17 protein-coding genes and 1 pseudogene are annotated in these 19,444 nt (G+C 72.7%); 10 read left to right on the top strand and 8 right to left on the bottom strand.

The annotated features are described in order from the left end of the window. Positions 1 to 12 precede the first annotated feature (12 nt). Genes ACZ5C2_RS06665 through ACZ5C2_RS06655 form a run of 3 tightly spaced genes read right to left on the bottom strand, consistent with a single transcriptional unit; the run spans position 13 to position 3,635 of the window. Positions 13 to 813: a hypothetical protein gene (locus ACZ5C2_RS06665; protein ID WP_468787275.1), complete on the bottom strand. Its 801-nt coding sequence runs from the start codon at positions 811 to 813 to the stop codon at positions 13 to 15. Further along, entirely contained in the window at positions 813 to 2,084 is a 1,272-nt protein-coding gene (locus tag ACZ5C2_RS06660; RefSeq protein ID WP_468787273.1) for a VWA domain-containing protein, read from the bottom strand. The genes ACZ5C2_RS06665 and ACZ5C2_RS06660 overlap by 1 nt, the downstream gene beginning before the upstream one ends. A gap of 45 nt (positions 2,085 to 2,129) precedes the next feature. Then, complete coding sequence (locus ACZ5C2_RS06655) at positions 2,130 to 3,635, bottom strand: IucA/IucC family protein (RefSeq protein ID WP_468787271.1); 1,506 nt, start codon at positions 3,633 to 3,635, stop codon at positions 2,130 to 2,132. A gap of 108 nt (positions 3,636 to 3,743) precedes the next feature. Between ACZ5C2_RS06655 and ACZ5C2_RS06650 the strand changes: the two genes are divergently transcribed. The 3 genes from ACZ5C2_RS06650 to ACZ5C2_RS06640 all read left to right on the top strand — a co-directional run bounded on the left by ACZ5C2_RS06650 (position 3,744) and on the right by ACZ5C2_RS06640 (position 7,671). Beyond that, positions 3,744 to 5,312 (top strand): IucA/IucC family protein, encoded by a 1,569-nt coding sequence (locus ACZ5C2_RS06650; RefSeq protein WP_468787684.1) that lies wholly within the window; start codon positions 3,744 to 3,746, stop codon positions 5,310 to 5,312. A 104-nt stretch (positions 5,313 to 5,416) separates the two neighbouring features. Further along, entirely contained in the window at positions 5,417 to 6,370 is a 954-nt protein-coding gene (locus ACZ5C2_RS06645; protein WP_468787269.1) for a TerC family protein, read from the top strand. 386 nt (positions 6,371 to 6,756) lie between these two features. Further along, a complete protein-coding gene (locus ACZ5C2_RS06640) occupies positions 6,757 to 7,671 on the top strand; it encodes a HipA family kinase (RefSeq protein WP_468787267.1) in 915 nt (304 codons plus the stop codon). 42 nt (positions 7,672 to 7,713) lie between these two features. Here the strand turns inward: ACZ5C2_RS06640 and aceB are convergent, their stop codons facing one another. Both aceB and ACZ5C2_RS06630 read right to left on the bottom strand, forming a co-directional pair. Next, a complete protein-coding gene (aceB, locus tag ACZ5C2_RS06635; protein WP_468787265.1) occupies positions 7,714 to 9,339 on the bottom strand; it encodes a malate synthase A in 1,626 nt (541 codons plus the stop codon). A 207-nt stretch (positions 9,340 to 9,546) separates the two neighbouring features. Then, on the bottom strand, positions 9,547 to 10,146 hold the full coding sequence (locus tag ACZ5C2_RS06630; RefSeq protein ID WP_468787263.1) for a nucleotidyltransferase family protein: 600 nt from the start codon (positions 10,144 to 10,146) through the stop codon (positions 9,547 to 9,549). Between the two features lie 206 nt (positions 10,147 to 10,352). Between ACZ5C2_RS06630 and ACZ5C2_RS06625 the strand changes: the two genes are divergently transcribed. After that, positions 10,353 to 10,667, top strand: a complete 315-nt coding sequence (locus ACZ5C2_RS06625) for a DUF5955 family protein (protein WP_468787261.1) — start codon at positions 10,353 to 10,355, stop codon at positions 10,665 to 10,667. A 30-nt stretch (positions 10,668 to 10,697) separates the two neighbouring features. On the opposite strand, the gene ACZ5C2_RS06620 is transcribed toward ACZ5C2_RS06625, so the two are convergent. Beyond that, positions 10,698 to 11,504 carry an IclR family transcriptional regulator gene (locus ACZ5C2_RS06620; RefSeq protein WP_468787259.1) on the bottom strand — a complete coding sequence of 269 codons (807 nt, stop codon included), beginning with the start codon at positions 11,502 to 11,504 and terminating at the stop codon, positions 10,698 to 10,700. A gap of 248 nt (positions 11,505 to 11,752) precedes the next feature. On the opposite strand from ACZ5C2_RS06620, the gene allB reads away from it, so the two are divergent. After that, the gene (gene allB, locus ACZ5C2_RS06615) at positions 11,753 to 13,129 is read left to right on the top strand and encodes an allantoinase AllB (RefSeq protein WP_468787257.1); all 1,377 of its coding nucleotides are present in this window, start codon (positions 11,753 to 11,755) and stop codon (positions 13,127 to 13,129) included. Then, positions 13,126 to 14,220, top strand: coding sequence for an allantoicase (gene alc, locus ACZ5C2_RS06610; RefSeq protein WP_468787255.1), 1,095 nt, complete (start codon positions 13,126 to 13,128; stop codon positions 14,218 to 14,220). Before allB ends, alc begins: the two co-directional genes overlap by 4 nt. A 246-nt stretch (positions 14,221 to 14,466) precedes the next feature. On the opposite strand, the pseudogene ACZ5C2_RS06605 reads toward alc, so the two are convergent. Next, a pseudogene (locus tag ACZ5C2_RS06605) lies at positions 14,467 to 15,218 on the bottom strand (SDR family oxidoreductase). A 146-nt stretch (positions 15,219 to 15,364) separates the two neighbouring features. On the opposite strand from ACZ5C2_RS06605, the gene ACZ5C2_RS06600 reads away from it, so the two are divergent. Continuing rightward, a complete protein-coding gene (locus ACZ5C2_RS06600; RefSeq protein ID WP_468787253.1) occupies positions 15,365 to 15,991 on the top strand; it encodes a dihydrofolate reductase family protein in 627 nt (208 codons plus the stop codon). 131 nt (positions 15,992 to 16,122) lie between these two features. Further along, entirely contained in the window at positions 16,123 to 17,013 is an 891-nt protein-coding gene (locus ACZ5C2_RS06595; RefSeq protein ID WP_468787251.1) for a universal stress protein, read from the top strand. Between the two features lie 31 nt (positions 17,014 to 17,044). Here the strand turns inward: ACZ5C2_RS06595 and ACZ5C2_RS06590 are convergent, their stop codons facing one another. Next, entirely contained in the window at positions 17,045 to 17,245 is a 201-nt protein-coding gene (locus ACZ5C2_RS06590) for a hypothetical protein (RefSeq protein WP_468787249.1), read from the bottom strand. Between the two features lie 179 nt (positions 17,246 to 17,424). Here ACZ5C2_RS06590 and ACZ5C2_RS06585 point away from each other — a divergent pair, with 179 nt between their 5' ends. Then, positions 17,425 to 18,675 (top strand): sensor histidine kinase, encoded by a 1,251-nt coding sequence (locus ACZ5C2_RS06585; protein WP_468787247.1) that lies wholly within the window; start codon positions 17,425 to 17,427, stop codon positions 18,673 to 18,675. Positions 18,676 to 18,764: 89 nt separating this feature from the next. Further along, positions 18,765 to 19,439 carry a response regulator gene (locus tag ACZ5C2_RS06580; RefSeq protein WP_468787245.1) on the top strand — a complete coding sequence of 225 codons (675 nt, stop codon included), beginning with the start codon at positions 18,765 to 18,767 and terminating at the stop codon, positions 19,437 to 19,439. Positions 19,440 to 19,444: the final 5 nt, after the last annotated feature.

The raw sequence follows: 19,444 nt of genomic DNA, 5'->3' as shown, positions 1-19,444 counted from the left end.
TTCCGGGAGGGGTCACGCGGTGGGTGGCACTCCGCGCGGACGCCCCGGCCCGCGGGTCAGGCGGTAGCCGGCGACGCCCGCCAGGGCTGCCAGGGCGCCGCCCGCCGCGGTCCAGATCCAGCGGTCGGACCACCAGCCGGAGGTCCAGCCGTCCTCCGGCTCCAGGCCGGCCAGCACGGCCGAGTCGTCCTTCTCCTCGTCTGACTCCGCACGTGCCGCGATGCCCGGTACCAGCGGCTCGGACAGCGTGCCGTCGACCGCCGCCGCGCCGCCCATGTCCTTGGAGTCGACCCGCAGTTCGGTGTTCACGGCCTGGCCGAGGTCGGCGGTGGACAGCCGCAGCGCCGTGAGGCGGACGTAGTACGTGCCCGGCAGCGGGTCGTTGGCCCACGGCTCCGACCAGGCACGGACCGTGCGCAGCACGCACTCCAGCTCCACCGAGGCGGCGTCCGTCCCGGCCGTGCGGGTCTGCGCGCCGTACTGGCAGGCCTGGCGGCGCCGCAGACCGTCGTACACGTCGATCTGCCAGGTCTGCGCCGCGTGGCTGTCCGGCAGCTCCACCGTCGCCTTCACGGTGGGACGCTGCCCGGCGTCCGCGGGGAACGACCAGTACAGGTAGTCGCCCGTGGAGGCACGTGCGGTGGCGGTCTGCCCCTGTTCGACCTCCGTCGCGGTACGGAAGGAGGTGCCCGCGCGGGTGGGGCCGGCGCTGTCACCGGACGCCTCGGGGGAGGGCGAGGAGTCGGCCGCCGCGGGGGCCGCGGCCAGCCCGAGCGCCAGCAGGGCGGCACTCAGCACACGTAGGGAGCGCATCAGTTGGTCCTCCAGACAGCGAACCGCCAGCGGGACAGCCAGCCCCAGAGCAGACCGGCGACGAAGCCGGTGAGGATCAGCGCGCCCAGCAGCCACCAGCCACGGCCCAGACCGAAGGAGGCGACGTCGCTCGACCCGTCCGGACCGTCCACGACGTCGACGGTCAGCTCCAGCGGAAGACCGGGTGTGGTCTTCACCCCGGAGTCCGCCGAGAAGGAGTTGGTCACCGCCAGACACACGACCTCGGCGGCCGGTTTGTCACCGTCGTCGTCCCGCTCGGGCTTCGGATGGCGCAGACCGGTGGAGAGGGCATCCGTACGGCCGTTGCCCGCGGCCTCGCCGCGCACGGTCTCCCGGCCGTGCACCGTGACGGCCCGCAGCAGCACACCGTGGTCCGGGCGCACGGCCCGGTCCGCCGCCACACTCACCGAGGCGCGCAGCTCCTGCCCGGAGAACAGCTCGACGCGGTACCAGCGCTGCTGCCCGAATTCCTCACGGTCGGTGTAGAGACCGGACTTCAGGGTCGGAGCCTTCGCGCACGAGTCGGCGCCCTTCGTGGCCACCGGAGTCACCACGGGCTCGGCCGCGCGGTCCACCAGCTCGTTCACCCGGTCGGTGAGTTCGTCCTGGTGCTCGACCGAGGTGTACGTACCGCCGGTCGCTTCGGCGATGCAGCTCAGCTGGCGGCTGAGCTTGGCGTTCGGTACCAGGCCCAGGGTGTCGATGGTCAGGCCGATGCCCTCGGCCGCGATCTCCCGGGCCACCTCGCACGGGTCGAGCGGGGCGCAGGTGTCCTCGCCGTCGCTGATCAGGACGATGCGCTTGGAGCCGTCGCCGCCCTCGAGGTCGTCCGCGGCCTTCAGCAGGGCGGGACCGATGGGGGTCCAGCCGGTCGGGACCAGCGTGGCCACCGCCGTCTTGGCCTCGGTACGGTCCAGCGGGCCGACCGGGTAGAGCTGCGCGGTGTCCTTGCAGCCCTCCTTGCGGTCGTCGCCGGCGTAGTCGGCGCCGAGCGTACGGATGCCCAGCCGTACCTCCTCCGGCGTGGCGTCGAGCACCTCGTTGAACGCCTGCTTCGCCGCCGCCATCCGGGACTGCCCGTCGATGTCCTTGGCCCGCATCGAGCCGCTCACATCGAGCAGGAGGTTGACCTTGGGCGCGTCCTGGCCCGCGGGTTCATCGGCGGCCGCCCCGGCCGGGAACACGAGCCCGGCCGTCAGTGCGGCGAGCAGGGCGCAGGCGCCTGCCACCGGCCGTTTTCTTCTGATCATCGGCGGATCCTATTGATCAGGGGTGCCGGCCTCCAAAACGGGGGGTCACCGACCGTCCCACCGGAGGGGATTGGGCAGTTCGGCCCATTGGTCCCCGGTGGTCCGCGGCGACAGACGCATCAGCGTCAGCGCCTTCGCCGGCAGCGGCCCGTCGAGCAGCGCGGCCACGTCCGGGGAGCGTGGCAGATCCCGTACGGCGCTCTCCAGGGCCGCGCGCAGGACGGGGCCGGAGCCCGCCGTACCCGCGAGCGCGCCCGCGACGAGCGAGCCGAACAGCTTGCGGCGCAGCGTGCGTTCGTCGTCCGTGACCATGCGTGCGGGAAGTTCGGGAAGGGGAACGCCGTGCCGGGCCAGCCGGTCCGGACCGACCCGCAGATCGGCCAGATCGCGATACACCAGCCGCACCGGATCCCCGTCCGGCGACAGCACCACCAGCAGATTCTGGCCGTGCGCCTCCAGCGCCACCCCCAGCTCGAGCAACCGCAGCCCGACGGTCAGGGCGAGGCCGGCGAACCGGCTCAACCAAGCCGCGGAGCGGGACAGTCCGGTGGTCGCCAGCGCCGCCACGGGGACGACCCGCTCCCCGGCCCCGGCGTACTCCTCCGGCGACTCGCGTAGCACCGCCGCGAGATCGGGCGACCCGGCCGCCACCGCGCCCAGCGTGCGGGTGATGTGCAGCAGCCCGTCCGTCCGTGCCGCCACCGTCTCCCCGAACTCCGACAGCACGGCGGACGCGGCGACCGACCCGAGCGAGATGTCCCGCACCGAGGACGTCAGCCGGGCGCTCAGCGCCGTCTTGACGTGGGGCCCGTCCGGCAGCGCGAGAGTGCGCAGCGCCATCAGCGGATGCGCCGCGAGCCGCTGCTCGCCCGTCCGCTTCAGCACATGCGTCGCCTGCCAGGGATGCACCGGGATCACCACCCGCCCCGCCTCCCGCAGCCACTGTGGCCACACCCCCGTCACCAGGCACTCCCCGGCCGGCACCGACACCAGCTCCAGCTCCACGACAGGCCGGTGCTCGGGCCCGTAGGCGAGCTGCTCGCCCGCCGAGAACCCCGGACGGGACCGGCAGCTGGGGTGGAACGGATGCCCGTCGACGACCCGCTGCTCCCACTCCCAGTCCCGCGCGGGCCACTCCTGCGGGTGAATCCGCCGTCCCGCCCGTGACAGCGCCAACGACGCGACACTGTGACCGAGTTCGGCGGCGAAGGCCGCCGAGTGCGGTACGGCGAGCTCCGTCATCAGACGCGCCGGGTCCTCGTGGACCGTCCCGTCCAGCCGCACGCCCGTGACATGTCCGCCGGTCGCATACGGATCCGCCCGTGGCCCACGCAGCCGCCGCCCGTCCGCCAGCCGCAGCGTGAGCCCGTCACCGCCCGCCTGGCGGCACGTGATCCACGGCAGCGGCTCATGCGCCAGACCACGCCACAGCCGGGTCAGCACGGCCGTGCGTGCACCGGGAAGCCCGCCCGTGTACGCGGTGACGAGATCGGGTCGTACGAAGGTCAGCTCGTCGGCGATCTCGGCCTCGGCGGTGGAGGGACGGTGCACGGGCGGGCTCCTCGGGGTACGCACAGGGTGGGACGTACGGGGGGACGATGACAGACATACTGATCGTCTCCGCCGGACAGACGTAGGGAACCAGAACGCGTGGACCTCATGCCCCCGCCCGCAGACGACCACGCGGCGAGCCGCGCGGTCCCGGCCGGGCGTGCCGACGCGTACGCGGCCGTCCCGCTGCTGAACTGCCTGCTGCGCGAAGTGGCTCAGCCCCAGCCCTCGCCCGGACCGGAACCCGCACAGGACGCCGGCGCGTACCGGACGTACCGCCTGCCCGGTGTGGACCGGCTGCTGCGGGTGCGCGGCACCCGCCGCCGTCCCGCCGCCCCCGAGGTGTACAGGGCGGGCGTCTGGCACCGCGTCGGCCACACCGAACTGGTGAAACTCGCCGCCGAGGAACTGCGCCGGCACACCGGCCATTCCAACCACGAACTGCCCGCCGAGATGCTCGACAGCCGGGACGCGGTGGCCGCGCTGCTGGAAGCCCGCGCCCGGGCCGCCCCGCCCGGCGACCTCTATCTGCGCTCCGAACAGTCCCTCCTCACCGGGCACCCCCACCACCCGGCCCCGAAGGCGCGGGGCGGCGGCCCCGCGGCCGCCTGGCTGCCGTACGCACCGGAGGCGTACGCCCGTTTCCCGCTGACACTGCTGGCACTGCGCGAGGACACCGTGGTCGAGGACGGCGACACCGAGGCCCTCGACCGCCTGGGCACCGCCCCGCCCGGCTACCGTCTGCTGCCTGCCCATCCCTGGCAGCTCGACCTCGCGGCGCGCGACCTCGCCCCCGCCTTCGCCGACGGCCGCCTGCTCCGGCTGGGCACGACCGCCTTCACGGTGTGGCCCACCGCGGCGATCCGCACGGTGTACGCGCCCGGCGACGACCTGTTCCTCAAGTTCAGCCTGGATGTGCGCATCACCAACGACATCCGCCGACTGTGGCGGCACGACCTGGTGAGACTGCGCGCGACCGACACGGCCGTGCGCGACGCGTTCACCGCGTCCGGCGGCCCGGCCGCCCCGGCCTGGCTGAGCGACCGCGGCCACCGCACCGCGGACTTCGCCTTCGAACAGCTGGCCGTCGTCGTACGCGACGGACTGCGCGGACATGTCGCGCCCGGCACGACACCCTGCCTCGCGGCCGGGCTGGCCGAGGGCTTCGACGGGAGTCCGCTCGCCCGCACCTCCCACCCGGCGGCCTGGTGGGAGGCCTATGTGTCCCGCGTGGTGCCCCCGGCCCTGACGGCCTTCGCCGGGCACGGCGTCGTCCTTGAGGCCCATCTGCAGAACACCCTGATCGCCGTGGACGCCGACGGCATGCCCGTACAGGCCCTGTTCCGGGACGCCGAGGGCGTGAAACTCCTCCCGCGGACGCCCGGTACGGCCTCGCTGCCCACGGTGTCCCGCGCCGCCGGCTGGGAACGCCTGGTGTACTGCCTGGTCGTCAACCACCTCATGGAGATCGCCGCCGCACTGTCCGAGCACCACCCCGGCCTCGACCCCTGGCCCGTCGTCCGCCGCGAACTGGCCCGCCACGACCTCCCCGAGATCCCCGCCCTCCTGACCGCCCCGACCCTCCCGGCCAAGACCAACCTCCTCCTGCGCTGGACAGCGGCGGACGGCGCGGACGCCCGCTACCTGCCGCTGCCCAGCCCGCTGATCGGCGGGTGAGAGCGCGTCGCCGGTACGGCCCGACGAAGAGGCGGCAATCCGCGGGATGCCCCAGACTCGGTCAGGGTGACTGCCGGCCGGTCGCGCTGTGAGGAGGCGAGCCCGTGCATGACGTGCCGTTCTGGCTGTGGTTGGTGTTCGTAGTCACCGTGCTGGTGTCGCTCGCCGTCGATCTGCTTGCGCACCGCAAGGCGCATGTCATCGGCTTCCGCGAGGCGGCCGCCTGGAGCGCGGGCTGGATCGGACTGGCCATCGCCTTCGGAGGCGTCGTCTTCCTCGTGGTCGGCACGGACGCCGGAGTGGAGTACACCACCGCCTGGCTGCTCGAGAAGAGCCTTTCGGTCGACAACCTGTTCGTTTTCGCCCTCATCTTCAGCTATTTCAAAGTGCCCAGGGCCTACCAGCACCGTGTTCTGTTCCTCGGAGTCCTGGGTGCCCTGGTCTTCCGAGGCCTCTTCCTCGCCGCCGGTGTGGCCGTGGTCAGCCGCTTCACCGCCGTGCTGCTCGTCTTCGCGGCCATTCTCTTCTACAGCAGCTACAAGATCTTCAAGGGTGAGGACGAGAGCTTCGACCCCGGCAGGAGCTTCGCCGTCCGACTGCTGCGCAAGGTCGTCCCCGTCCAGGACGACTACGCGGGTCCCCACTTCTTCGTCAAGGCGGCGGGCAAACGCGTGGCGACGCCGCTGCTCGCCGTCGTCGCCGCGATCGAGGCCGCCGACCTCGTCTTCGCCGTCGACAGCGTGCCCGCCGTCCTTGCCGTCAGCAGTGATGTCTTCATCGTCTACACCAGCAACGCCTTCGCCATCCTCGGTCTGCGCGCCCTGTACTTCCTGCTCGCCGGCCTGCTCGACCGCTTCCGTCACCTCAGCGTCGGCCTGGCCCTGATCCTCGGTTTCATCGGCGTGAAGCTCGTCCTCCAGGCCTCCCACGAGACGATCAGCACGGCCGTGCCCGAGATTCCTTCACTCCTCAGCCTCGCCGTCATCGTCGTCGTGCTGGCCGTGTCCATCGGCCTCAGTGTGCTGCGTCCCCCGCCGCAGAAGGCCGAGCACGACTGACTGGGGTCACACATGTCCCAAACAGGTGAAAAGCGGGAGTAAAATGCCTGTATGGGTACTGACCGGAAGCGCGACGGGACCCGGCCGACCGAGCAGGTGTGCGGCTCATGCGGGCAGCCGGTGGACACCGTGGTCGAACGACACAAGACCCTGGGCATCTACGTCCCTCACTGGACCGCGGGACCCTGCCGCAACCCGCAGTGTGAGCACTACGTGCCGGAACGGTCCCGGGTGCTCCCGGCGCGCGGCGCTCACGGCGCGACCGACCGGCGACAGAAACACGCCGGTCCACCCGCCTGACCCCACACCTCGGTCACCCGTGCCGTCCGTGCCGCCCGGCTAACATGGCCGTGTGGCGCCGGACGAGGACGGGGTGGCCCGGAAGCATGCTGAAACAGGTCACCGCGATCCGCTACGTCGAACCCCTGCACTCGGGGGGATCCGTCCCCGGTGTCGTCGAGGCCGACGACCTCGGCACCTACGTCGTCAAGTTCACCGGGTCGGCGCAGGGGCGCAAGGCACTGGTCGCCGAGGTGATCGTGGGGGAGCTGGCGCGGGCCCTCGGGCTGCGGTTCCCCGAACTGGTGCTGGTGCACTTCGATCCCGCGGTGGCGGACGGCGAGCCGCACCAGGAGGTGCGGGAGCTGCATGCCGCCAGCGCCGGGGTCAACCTCGGCATGGACTACCTGCCGGGGGCGCGGGACCTCACCCCTGAGGTCGCGCGGAACTTCTCCGTCGATCCGCTGGAGGCCGGGCGGGTCGTCTGGCTCGACGCACTGACGGTGAACGTGGACCGGACCGTCCACAGCTCCAATCTGGTGATCTGGCCGACGCTCGGCGTCGCACCACCACGGCTCTGGCTCATCGACCACGGGGCCGCGCTGGTGTTCCATCACCGCTGGGAGGGCTCTGACCCCACCAAGGCGTACGACTTCCGTCACCACGCCCTCGGTCACTACGGGCCCGATGTCCGCGCCGCGGACGCCGAGCTGGCACCGAAGGTGACCGAGGAGCTGTTGCGGTCGATCGCCGCGGAGGTTCCCGACGACTGGCTGGTGGGCGACTCCCGGTTCGCCACACCTGACGAGGTCAGGGAGGCGTACGTGGCGTACCTCCACGCGCGCGTGCGGTCGTCGGGCGCCTGGCTGCCCACCGACTTCCCCACCGCGGAGGAGATCGCCGACGAGGACGCCCGGCGCGCGGCGCGCACGCGGCGGGGGCGTCCGGACTGGCTGAAGAGCGTCCCGGACCTGCACGGCAAGCCCGCGGTGGAACAGGACTGGTCGGTTCATTCGGGGTGACGGCCGAGTGATCCCGGAGCCACGCGGCCGCGTACCCCGGGCTCAGCCCTTGAGCTGCTCATACGCCGGCAGGGTGAGGAAGTCGGCGTAGTCCTCGTCGAGGGAGACCTTCAGCAGCAGGTCGTGTGCCTGCTGCCAGTTGCCCGCCGCGAACGCCTCCTCGCCGAGCTCCGCGCGGATGTCCGCCAGTTCCCCGGCTGCGACCTTGCGGGCCAGGTCGGCGGTGACCTGCTCGCCGTTGTCGAGGACGACCTCCGCGTTGATCCACTGCCAGATCTGGGAGCGGGAGATCTCGGCGGTGGCCGCGTCCTCCATCAGGTTGAAGATGGCCACCGCGCCGAGTCCGCGCAGCCATGCCTCGATGTAGCGGATGCCGACCTGCACGGCGTTGACCAGCCCCGCGTACGTCGGTTTGGCGTCCAGGGAGTCGACGGCGATGAGGTCCTCCGCCTTGACGTCGACGTCCTCGCGGAGGCGGTCCTTCTGGTGCGGCCTGTCGCCGAGCACGCGGTCGAAGGACTCCATGGCGATCGGGACCAGGTCGGGGTGGGCGACCCAGGAACCGTCGAAACCGTCGTTCGCCTCGCGGTCCTTGTCCGCGCGGACCTTCTCGAAGGCCACCTTGTTGACCTCCGCGTCCCGGCGGGACGGGATGAACGCCGCCATGCCGCCGATCGCGTGCGCGCCGCGCTTGTGGCAGGTGCGCACGAGGAGTTCGGTGTACGCACGCATGAACGGGGCGGTCATGGTCACCGCGTTGCGGTCCGGCAGGACGAACCTCGCCCCGCCGTCACGGAAGTTCTTGACGATGGAGAAGAGGTAGTCCCAGCGGCCGGCGTTCAGGCCGGAGGCGTGCTCGCGCAGTTCGTACAGAATCTCCTCCATCTCGTACGCGGCCGTGATCGTCTCGATCAGGACGGTGGCGCGCACGGTGCCCCGGGGGACGCCCATGAAGTCCTGCGCGAAGACGAACACCTCGTTCCACAGCCGGGCCTCCAGGTGGGACTCCGTCTTGGGGAGGTAGAAGTAAGGGCCCTTGCCGAGGCCGATCAGCCGCTTGGCGTTGTGGAAGAAGTACAGGCCGAAGTCGACGAGCGCGCCGGGCACGGGGGTGCCGTCGGCGTCGGTCAGGTGACGCTCGTCCAGATGCCAGCCGCGCGGGCGCACGACGACCGTCGCCAGTTCCTCGTCCGGGCGCAGTGCGTAGGACTTACCGGACCCCGGGTCGGTGAAGTCGATGGTCCGTGTGGAGGCGTCGATCAGGTTGAGCTGGCCGGTGACCACGTTCTCCCAGGTGGGCGCCGAGGCGTCCTCGAAGTCCGCGAGCCAGACCTTCGCGCCGGAGTTGAGGGCGTTGATGGTCATCTTGCGGTCGGTGGGGCCGGTGATCTCGACGCGGCGGTCGTCGAGGGCCTCGGGAGCCGGGGCCACTGTCCAGGAGTCGTCCGCGCGGACCGCGGCCGTCTCCGGGAGGAAGTCGAGCGTGGAGGTGCGGGCGATCTCGGCGCGGCGCTCGGCGCGGCGGGCGAGGAGCTCGTCACGCCGGGGTGTGAACCGCCGGTGCAGCGCGGCCACGAAGGCGAGCGCCGCGTCGGTGAGGACCTCCTCCTGCCGGGGCAGGTGCTCGGCGTCGACGATGGCCAGCGGGGACGGCGCTGGTGCGGACATCGGCTGTCACTTCCTTCGGCGTGCGTGGCACCGGGGTGCCGGTCGGCCCGGGTACGGCTGGGGCGCCCGTATGGATGTCGGACGCTTCTGAGTAGTGGAGAATAGTTTCCTCATGGTGGAAGTTCAATGTTCTGTTGATGTCGAGATTCTCCCGGTCGAGGGAACGTGGCGCCCGGTGCCACCCCGCTCCCTCGCTGACACCCCGGCTCATTCAAGGTGCGCCAGATCGGCCTCGGTGTCGATGTCGTACGCCTCGGCCACGTCGCCGCACTCGACGAGTGCGACCCTGTCGGCATGCTCCTTCAGGTAGGCGCGTGCCCCTCGGTCGCCGGTCGCGGTCGCGGCGATCCCCGCCCAGTGCGCGGCGCCGAACAGGACGGGATGACCGCGTACGCCGTGATAGGCGGCCGAGGCGAGCGATGCGGGTGACTCGTACGCGCCGAGCACTCGGGTGACGGCCTCCGGGCCGATCCCGGGCTGGTCGACCAGTGAGACCAGCGCGGCCCGCGCGCCGGTGCCGGCCACTGAGTCCAGTCCGGCCCGCAGCGAGGTGCCCATGCCCTGCTCCCACGCCGGGTTGTCGACGAGTACGCAGCCCGGCAGCGAGGCGCGGGCGCGCACCTCGTCCGCCCGCGCGCCGAGCACGACGTGCACGCGCGCGCAGCCGCCCGCGCGGAGTGCCGTCACCGCGTGCTCCACGAGCGGCCGTCCCCGGTGGGTGAGCAGCGCCTTGGGGCGTCCGCCGAGGCGCCGTCCGCCCCCGGCCGCCAGCAGAAGTCCCGCGATCCGGTCCTTGTCGTCCGTCATGGCTCCTGCATACCGCACCGGCCGCGCGATGCCGGGGCGGTGCGGGACGGGGGTGCCCGGGGCCCGCGGGTGTCACGCTGTGGAACAAGTCGATGACGCAGCGGACTGGCGCAAAGGCCCCGGGGTGGCGTTTACTGGCGCGCACCGACCGGCGGGGTGCTGGGGCCGGGCGGGGAGGTGCACGACGACGTGCCAGGGGGAGGACTGTGTTGCGGAGCGTGGAGCAGAGGCGTGTGCCCGGCAGTCAGGTGGACCCGCGGGTGACGGAGCTGCGCTCCGCCGTGTCCCGGTTACGCCGTCAGCTGGCGGCCCATCCCGTGGAGTTCCGGGACCGGGGCGTCGCGGAGGAGGAACTCGCCGAGCTGGCCGGCCTGGCCGCGGCCGACCATCCCGACGTCCCCGGCCTGCGCCGCTCCCTGTTGCTGATCGCCGGAGCCATCGGCTCGGTCAGCGCACTGGGGCGGGGCGTTCGCGAACTGCGTGCGGCGGTGGATCTGTTCGGCCCGGCGCCACGCGGCTGACGCCCGCCCGTACGGACCGGGCCGCGGGACTCAGACGGTCGGCGCGGTGCCAGGTGTCGCTAGAGCCTCCGAGAGCTCGACGGCGACCTGCTGGAGCACCGGGACGATCCTCTCCGTCGCCGACTCCGTGACCCGGCCCGCGGGGCCGGAGATCGAGATCGCGGCCGCCGTGGGGGAGTTGGGCACGGGCACCGCGAGGCAACGGACGCCGATCTCCTGCTCGTTGTCGTCGATCGCGTAGCCCTGGCGGCGTACGTCCTCCAGCGCCGCGAGGAAGCCCTCCGGCGTGGTGATGGTCCTGTCGGTCGCGGCCGGCATGCCGGTACGGCCGAGCAGGGCCCGTACCTCCTCCGGCGGGAAGCCGGACAGCAGCGCCTTGCCCACGCCGGTGGAGTGCGGCAGGACGCGCCGCCCGACCTCGGTGAACATCCGCATGGAGTGCTTGGACGGCACCTGTGCCACGTACACGACCTCGTCCCCGTCGAGCAGCGCCATGTTCGCCGTCTCGCCGGTCTCCTCCACCAGCCGTGCCAGATGCGGCCGCGCCCAGGTGCCCAGCAGCCGGGAGGCGGACTCGCCGAGCCGGATCAGACGCGGGCCCAGCGCGTACCGGCGGTTGGGCTGCTGGCGTACGTAGCCGCAGACGACAAGGGTGCGCATCAGGCGGTGGATCGTCGGCAGCGGCAGTCCGCTGCTCGCGGCCAACTCGCTCAGGCCGACCTCGCCCCCCGCGTCCGCCATCCGTTCGAGCAGATCGAAGGCGCGCTCGAGGGACTGCACGCCGCCACTGGCGGCGGACCGGGCGGAGTCGGTGGTGCTGGCGCTGGACGTCGGCACGGCGCGTTCCTTTCGGGGCTGGCAGGAAGGGCAGAAGCCTACCCGGCAGCCCGTTGACTGCCCGCTTGCGCGTGGCTACGTCTGCCTGTCAAAAGTCTCATTCCGCTTTACGGAAGTGCCCAGAGGGTGGCCGTCGGCCGCCCCGCACGGGAAGTGCGCCCTTGACGGGGTGGATGTCGCGGTGAAGACTCCTTCAACAGAACGTTGAATTTCGTCAGGCGGACGTGTGAAAGTCCAGGAGGCCCCGGGTGTCCGACGCCGAAACCGTGCTGCGCTCGACCCGCGTCATCACACCCGAGGGCACCCGCGCGGCGTCCGTCGTGGTCGCCGACGGCACGATCACGGCCGTACTGGCGCACGACGCGCCCCTCCCCGGGGGTGCCCGACTCGAGGACCTCGGCGACGACGTCCTGCTGCCCGGCCTCGTCGACACCCACGTTCATGTCAACGACCCCGGCCGCACCGAGTGGGAAGGCTTCTGGACCGCCACCCGCGCGGCGGCGGCCGGCGGCATCACCACGCTGATCGACATGCCGCTCAACTCCCTCCCCCCGACCACCACCGTCCGCCACCTGCGCACCAAACAGCGGGTCGCCGCCGACAAGGCCCACATCGACGTCGGCTTCTGGGGCGGTGCCCTGCCGGACAACGTCGAGGACCTCCGCCCGCTGCACGAGGCCGGGGTCCTCGGCTTCAAGGCGTTCCTCTCCCCCTCCGGAGTGGACGAGTTCCCGCACCTCGGCCAGGAACAACTGGCCCGCTGCCTGGCGGAGATCGCTTCCTTCGACGGGCTGCTGATCGTGCACGCCGAGGACCCGCGCCACCTCGCCGCCGCCCCGCAGCGCGGCGGCCCGAAGTACGCCGACTTCCTCGCCTCCCGCCCGCGCGACGCCGAGGGCACCGCCATCGCCCACCTGGTGGAGCAGGCGAAACGTTGGGGCGCGCGTGTGCACGTCCTGCACCTCTCCTCCAGTGACGCGCTCCCCGTGATCGCCGCGGCCAAGGCGGACGGCGTACGCCTGACGGTCGAGACCTGTCCCCACTACCTCACCCTTACCGCGGAGGAAGTCCCGGACGGGGCAAGCGAGTTCAAGTGCTGCCCGCCCATCCGCGAGGCCGCCAACCAGGACCTGCTCTGGCAGGCCCTGGCGGACGGCACCATTGACTGCGTCGTCACCGACCACTCCCCGTCCACCGCCGACCTCAAGACGGACGACTTCTCGACCGCCTGGGGCGGCATCTCAGGCCTCCAGCTGAGCCTGCCGGCCGTCTGGACCGAGGCCCGCGGACGCGGCCACGGCCTGGAGGACGTGGTGCGCTGGATGGCGACGCGCACGGCCCGGCTGGCCGGCCTCGACGCGCGCAAGGGCGCCATCGCGCCCGGCCGCGACGCCGACTTCGCCGTCCTCGACCCCGATCGGACCTTCACCGTCGACCCGGCGGCCCTCCAGCACCGCAACCGGGTGACGGCGTACGCGGGCAAGACCCTGTACGGCGTCGTCAGGTCCACCTGGCTGCGCGGCCGGCGCATCGTGGCCGACGGCGAGTTCACCGAACCGAAGGGGCGGCTGCTCACCCGTTCCCCCCGACACCGACACCCGAGAGGCAGGACCGGATCACCGTGACGGCGATCGAGAACTTCACCGGCGACGCACGCCCCTACAGCGGCGGTGACCCGTACGCGGACTACCGCACCGCCGACTTCCCCTTCACCCACCTCGCCGACCTCGCCGACCGTCGGCTCGGCGCCGGTGTCATCGCCGCCAACGACGAGTTCTTCGCCCAGCGGGAGAACCTCCTGCTGCCCGGGCGCGCCGAGTTCGACCCCGGGCGCTTCGGGCACAAGGGCAAGATCATGGACGGCTGGGAGACCCGGCGCCGGCGTGGCACCTCCGCCGCGCACCCCTGGCCGGCGGACGAGGACCACGACTGGGCGCTGATCCGGCTCGGCGCGCCGGGAGCAGTCCGCGGCGTCGTCGTGGACACCGCCCACTTCCGCGGCAACTACCCGCGGGCCGTGTCCGTCGAGGGCGCCTCGGTGGCGGGCTCCCCGTCCCCGGAGGAACTCCTCGCGGACAACGTGACGTGGACGACGCTCGTGCCGCGCACCCCGGTGGGCGGGCACGCGGCCAACGGCTTCGCCGTCACGGTCGGGCAGCGCTTCACCCACGTGCGCCTGGGGCAGCACCCCGACGGGGGCATCGCCCGGCTGCGCGTGTACGGCGAGGTCGTCCCGGACCCGGCATGGCTGGCGGCACTCGGCACCTTCGACGTCGTCGCCCTGGAGAACGGCGGCCGGGTCGAGGACGCGTCGGACCGCTTCTACTCACCGGCCACCCACACCATCCAGCCCGGCCGCTCCCACAGGATGGACGACGGCTGGGAGACCCGGCGCCGCCGCGACCAGGGCCATGACTGGATCCGCTACCTGCTGGTGGCCCAGTCGCGGATCCGCGCCCTGGAGATCGACACGGCGTATCTGAAGGGCAACAGCGCCGGCTGGGCGTCGGTGTCGGTGAAGGACGGTGGCGACGGCGACTGGCGGGAGATCCTGCCCCGCACCCGCCTCCAGCCCGACACCAACCACCGCTTCGTCCTCCCGGCACCGGCGACCGCCACCCACGCACGCCTGGACATCTACCCCGACGGCGGAATCTCCCGCCTGCGCCTCTTCGGCACGCTGACGGACGAGGGCGTGACCGCCCTGCACGCGTAGTCGCGCGCCGTCGTGCCGCGGGTGCTGTTCCGCCGGAGCGTGCCGGTGCTGTACGGGGTCGGTCCGCCGGTGATGGCCGGGTGCCTCCCCCACTCCCGGCCGCGCTCGAGCGGAAGGTACCCCCACCGCCCACCCGTGCCGCCCTGGGGGTGGCTTCCGGGACTTCGAGGCACGGGGGAGGCACGACTGCCCGCAGCCACGCACGCACGGCGGCCGTCGTCCCGGCCGCCGTGCGAAGGCAGCGGGTTACGCCGCGTGCCCCCCGTCACCGAGAACTCCGCCCCCGTGACGTACGCCGCTCCCGCCAGATGGGCGATCGTCTCCGCGACCTCCGCCGCCGCCCCGAACCGTCCCAGCGCCGTCATCGCCGCCTGGCCCGCCGCATAGGGCCCGTCCGCCGGATTCATGTCCGTGTCGATCGGCCCGGGATGCACGATGTTCGCCGTGATCCCCCGCTCGCCCAGCTCCCGGGCCAGCGCCTTGGTCAGGCCGACCAGCGCCGACTTGCTCATCGCGTACAGCGTCCCGCCGGGCCCCGGCACCCGCTGCGTCATGCACGTGCCGACGGTGATGATCCGCCCCCCGCGCGGCATGACGGAGACCGCCGCGCGGGAGGCAAGGAAGACACCGCGCACATTCACTGCGAGCACCCGGTCGACATCGGCGAGGGACAGCGTCTCCACGGGGCCGAGCAGGCCGACGCCCGCGTTGTTCACCAGGACGTCGAGCCCGCCCAGCTCCCGCGCGGCGGCGGTCACCGCACCCGCCGCGTCCTCCGGGTCACCGGCGTCCGCGCGCACGGCCGCCGCGCGCCGTCCCAGGGCCTCCACGGCCCGTACGACGTCCTCGGCCGCCTCCTTGCCGTTCACATACGTCACGGCGACGTCCGCGCCCTCCCGCGCGAGCCGCACCGCCGTCGCCGCACCGATCCCGCGGCTGCCGCCGGTGACCAGGGCCGCCTTGCCGGACAGGGTCTTGTCCATGGTGTGAGTCGTCATGCGTCCATTCCAGCGGCCCAGCCACCCGGCCGCTGGCGGCCAACGGACATCGACCCGGCGCACCCGCCGATGAGTTGCGTGCCCCGCCGGGGTCTGAACTGATGACGCATGTCCCCGCCGCGCGAACAGAGAGGCAGGAACCCGCCATGGGCAGGCTCGTAGTCACCACCTTCGTCACCCTCGACGGCGTCTACCAGGCTCCCGGAGGCCCTCAGGAGGACACCAGGGACGGCTTCGACCAGGGAGGCTGGAGCGTCCCCTACGGTGACGAGGACTTCGGACAGTTCGTCAACGAGGTCTTCTCCCGTGTGAGTGCCTTTCTCCTCGGCCGCCGTACGTACGACATCTTCGCCTCGTACTGGCCGAAGGTGACCGACCCGGCCGACCCGGTCGCCGGCAAGCTGAACGCGCTGCCGAAGTACGTCGTCTCCGCCACCCTCGGCGACCCCGGCTGGGCCGGCACCACCGTGATCGACGGCGACCTGGCCAAGGAGGTCACCTCCCTCAAGGAGCGCACCGACGGCGAGCTCCAGGTGCACGGCAGCGGCGCCCTCGCCCGCTCCCTGTTCGCCCTGGACCTCGTGGACACCCTGCACCTGCTGACCTTCCCGGTCGTCCTCGGCGCCGGGCGCCGCCTGTTCCCGGAGGGCTCGCTGCCGGCCGCCTTCCGCCACACCGGCGGACGGATCACCGCCGCGGGCGTGTCCATCCAGACCTACGACCTCGCGGGCCGCCCCGAGTACGGCGAGTACACGCTGCCGGAGAACGCCTGACCCCCGGCGGGTGCGGGCGGTCACCGACGGATGACCTTCGGCCCTTATCCTGACCGAACGGCCCAGGACAACCGCGCTGCGCAGGCGCGATGCTGGGACCTGGGAATCAGTGGCAGCTGGATGAGGAGGCAATGGTGAGCGGTCTCGTGATCGTGGGCGTGGACGGTTCGGCGTCGGGTCTCGCCGCGGTGGAGGTCGCCGCGCGGGAGGCGGCACTGCGAGGGGCGGGGCTCCGGGTGGTGCACGCCTGCGTCTGGCCGGCCATGCACGTGCCCATGGGGCCGTCCCCGCTGGGACCGCCGGAGGGCGGGCTGCGCAACATGGTGGACCGCCTCGTGGCCGAGGCGGTCGAGCGGGCAAGGACGGCGGCTCCCGAGATCACCGTCGACCAGGTCGTGGTGACCGGTGAGCCCTTGACGGTGCTGGAGGCGCAGTCGCGCGGCGCGGACCTGGTGGTGGTCGGATCCCGGGGCATGGGCGGCTTCGTCGGCCTGCTGCTGGGCTCGACCGCGGTGCATCTGGCGGCGCACGGCCGCTGCCCGGTCCTGGTGGTGCGCGAGGAGGCGCAGGCCGACGGCCCGATCGTGCTGGGCGTCGACGGCTCGGCCGCCGGACAGAAGGCCGTGGAGTTCGCCTTCGCCGAGGCAGCCCTGCGCAAGGCCCCGCTGGTGGCGCTGCACACCTGGACCAACTGGAACGCACCGCTGCCCGCACCGCAGGACGCGTCGACGCCGTACACAAACCCGCCGGGAGCTCTGGCCGAGGAGGAGGAGCGCCTGCTGTCCGAGGCACTCGCCGGCTTCCAGGAGCGCCACCCGGATGTCGTGGTCGAACACCGGACGGCGCACGGCGGGGCACGGGAGGAGCTGATCGAGGCGAGCAGGTCCGCACAGCTCGTCGTGGTCGGAGCGCGCGGACGCGGCGGTTTCACCGGGCTGCTGCTGGGTTCGGTGAGCCAGGCCCTGCTGCACCACGCGCACAGCCCGGTCGCCGTGGTGCGGGGCGGCGGCGAGCGGGACTGACGTCCCCGGGGGGCGAGGCGCAGGCCGGCGGTCAGCCGGCCCCGCGGCTCTCCGCGGCGGCGAACAAGGCACCGGCAAGCACCAGAAGGGTGATGCCGGCATAGATCTCGTGGCCGTCGAGGAACCCCCACCGGTGCACAAGTCCCCAGTTCCAGCCGGCGAACTCGCTCACCAGCCCCGCGACCCCCTGCACCAGGGCGAGGAACCCCAGAACCTCCAGTAGCTGTTTCATGCCGCCGACTCTCGCCCCGCGGCCCCCCCGCCCGCATCGGCCGCGGGGCGGCCCCGTCGCGACGGAAGACCGTAATCCGGGTCGGCGGGAGCGCCGAAAGTATGCGGTCGCGCGACTTCGGTAGCCGATCCGTTCCGTGACGCACCGCCCTCGACGACCCCTGCGTAGATTCGTCGACCGTGACTGGTGACAAGGCGGCGCAGACCGCCCCGGTGTTCACGGGGCGCCGATGGTTCTTCCCGTCCGCCCTCCTCCACGAACTCGACCCCGAGGCGAGTCGCTCCGGACGGCGGCCCCGGCGCACCGCGCGCGACTGGATCGTCGACTTCGCCTGCTTCCTGCTGGCCGTTCTGGTGGGACTGCTGGGCGCCGAGACGCTCCACAACAGCCACGGCCTTCCTCCCGCGCTGGTCGCCGCGGACCAGGTGCTCGGCGCGCTGTCCTGCGGCGCGGTCTGGCTGCGCCGGCGCCGGCCGCTGGGGCTGGCCGCCGTGATGGTCCCGGTGAGCTTCGTCTCGGAGACCTCCGGCGGCGTGGCCCTGATCGCCCTGTTCACCCTCGCCGTGCACCGGCCCTTCCGGTACGTCGCCTGGGTGGCCGGAGTCCAGACGGCGCTCGTCCCGCTCTACTTCTGGTGGCGCCCGGACCCGGACCTGCCGTACCTCGCCGCGGTCGTCCTCGTCGTGGTGCTGACGGCCGCCGTCATCGGCTGGGGCATGTTCGTACGGTCCAAGCGGCAGCTCATGCTGAGCCTCAGGGACCGGGCCCGGCGGGCCGAGACGGAGGCACGGCTGCGGGCCGAGCAGGCGCAGCGGCTCGCGCGGGAGGCCATCGCGCGGGAGATGCACGACGTGCTCGCGCACCGGCTGACGCTGCTGAGCGTGCACGCGGGCGCGCTGGAGTTCCGGCCCGACGCACCGCGCGAGGAGATCGCGCGGGCGGCCGGCGTGATCCGGGAAAGCTCGCACGAGGCACTGCAGGACCTGAGGGAGATCATCGGGGTGCTGCGGGCCGGCGAGTCCGACGACACGGGCCGGCCGCAGCCGACGCTCGCGGCGCTCGACACCCTCGTCGCCGAGTCCCGGGAAGCCGGCGCGAGGGTCACCCTCGAGCAGCGGGTCACCGACCCGGCCGCCGTGCCCGCCTCCGTCGGCCGCACCGCCTACCGGATCGCCCAGGAGGGCCTGACCAACGCCCGCAAACACGCCCCCGGCGCGGAGGTCACCGTGTCGGTCGCCGGCGGGCCGGGGGAGGGCCTCACCGTCGCCGTGCGCAACCCGGCGCCCGAAGGAGACGTACCGCGCCTGCCCGGCGCCGGGCAGGGCCTGATCGGCCTCACCGAACGGGCCACCCTGGCGGGCGGGACCCTGGAGCACGGGCCGGCCCCCGACGGAGGGTTCGAGGTACGGGCCCGGCTGCCGTGGGGGTGACCGAACCGGTTCCCGGGCCGCCAGGAGGGCCCGGCGGATCGGGCGGACCCTGTGTCCCCACCCCACCCGGCCGTGATTACGTACCGTCTGTGACTGCGATCAGACTGCTCCTCGTCGACGACGACCCGTTGGTGCGGGCCGGGCTGTCCTTCATGCTGGGCGGCGCGGACGACATCGAGATCGTCGGTGAGGCCGCCGACGGCGGCGAGGTCGAGACGCTCGTCGACCGCACCCGCCCGGACGTCGTCCTCATGGACCTCCGGATGCCGACGGTGGACGGGCTCACCGCGACCGAGTCGCTGCGCTGCCGCGCGGACGCCCCGCAGGTCGTGGTGCTCACCACCTTCCACGCCGACGAGCAGGTGCTGCGTGCGCTGCGCGCGGGCGCCGCCGGGTTCGTCCTCAAGGACACCCCGCCCGCTGAGATCGTCGCCGCGGTCCGCCGGGTCGCGGCCGGTGATCCGGTGCTGTCACCGGCGGTCACCCGGCAGTTGATGGCACACGCGGCCGGCACCTCCGGCGACACGCGCCGGACACGCGCGCGTGCACGCGTGACCGGCCTCAACGACCGCGAACGCGACGTCGCCGTCGCGGTCGGCCGGGGCCTGGCCAACGCCGAGATCGCCGCGGAGCTCTACATGAGCGTGGCCACCGTCAAGACCCACGTCTCCCGGCTCCTGGCCAAGCTCGGCCTCAACAACCGCGTGCAGATCGCCCTGCTCGCCCACGACGCCGGCCTCCTGGAGGAGACCGACAGCCGCTGATCCCC

This window comes from Streptomyces sp. NPDC031365 (assembly GCF_055569765.1).
This window is presented reverse-complemented; position numbering and strand designations above follow the sequence as displayed.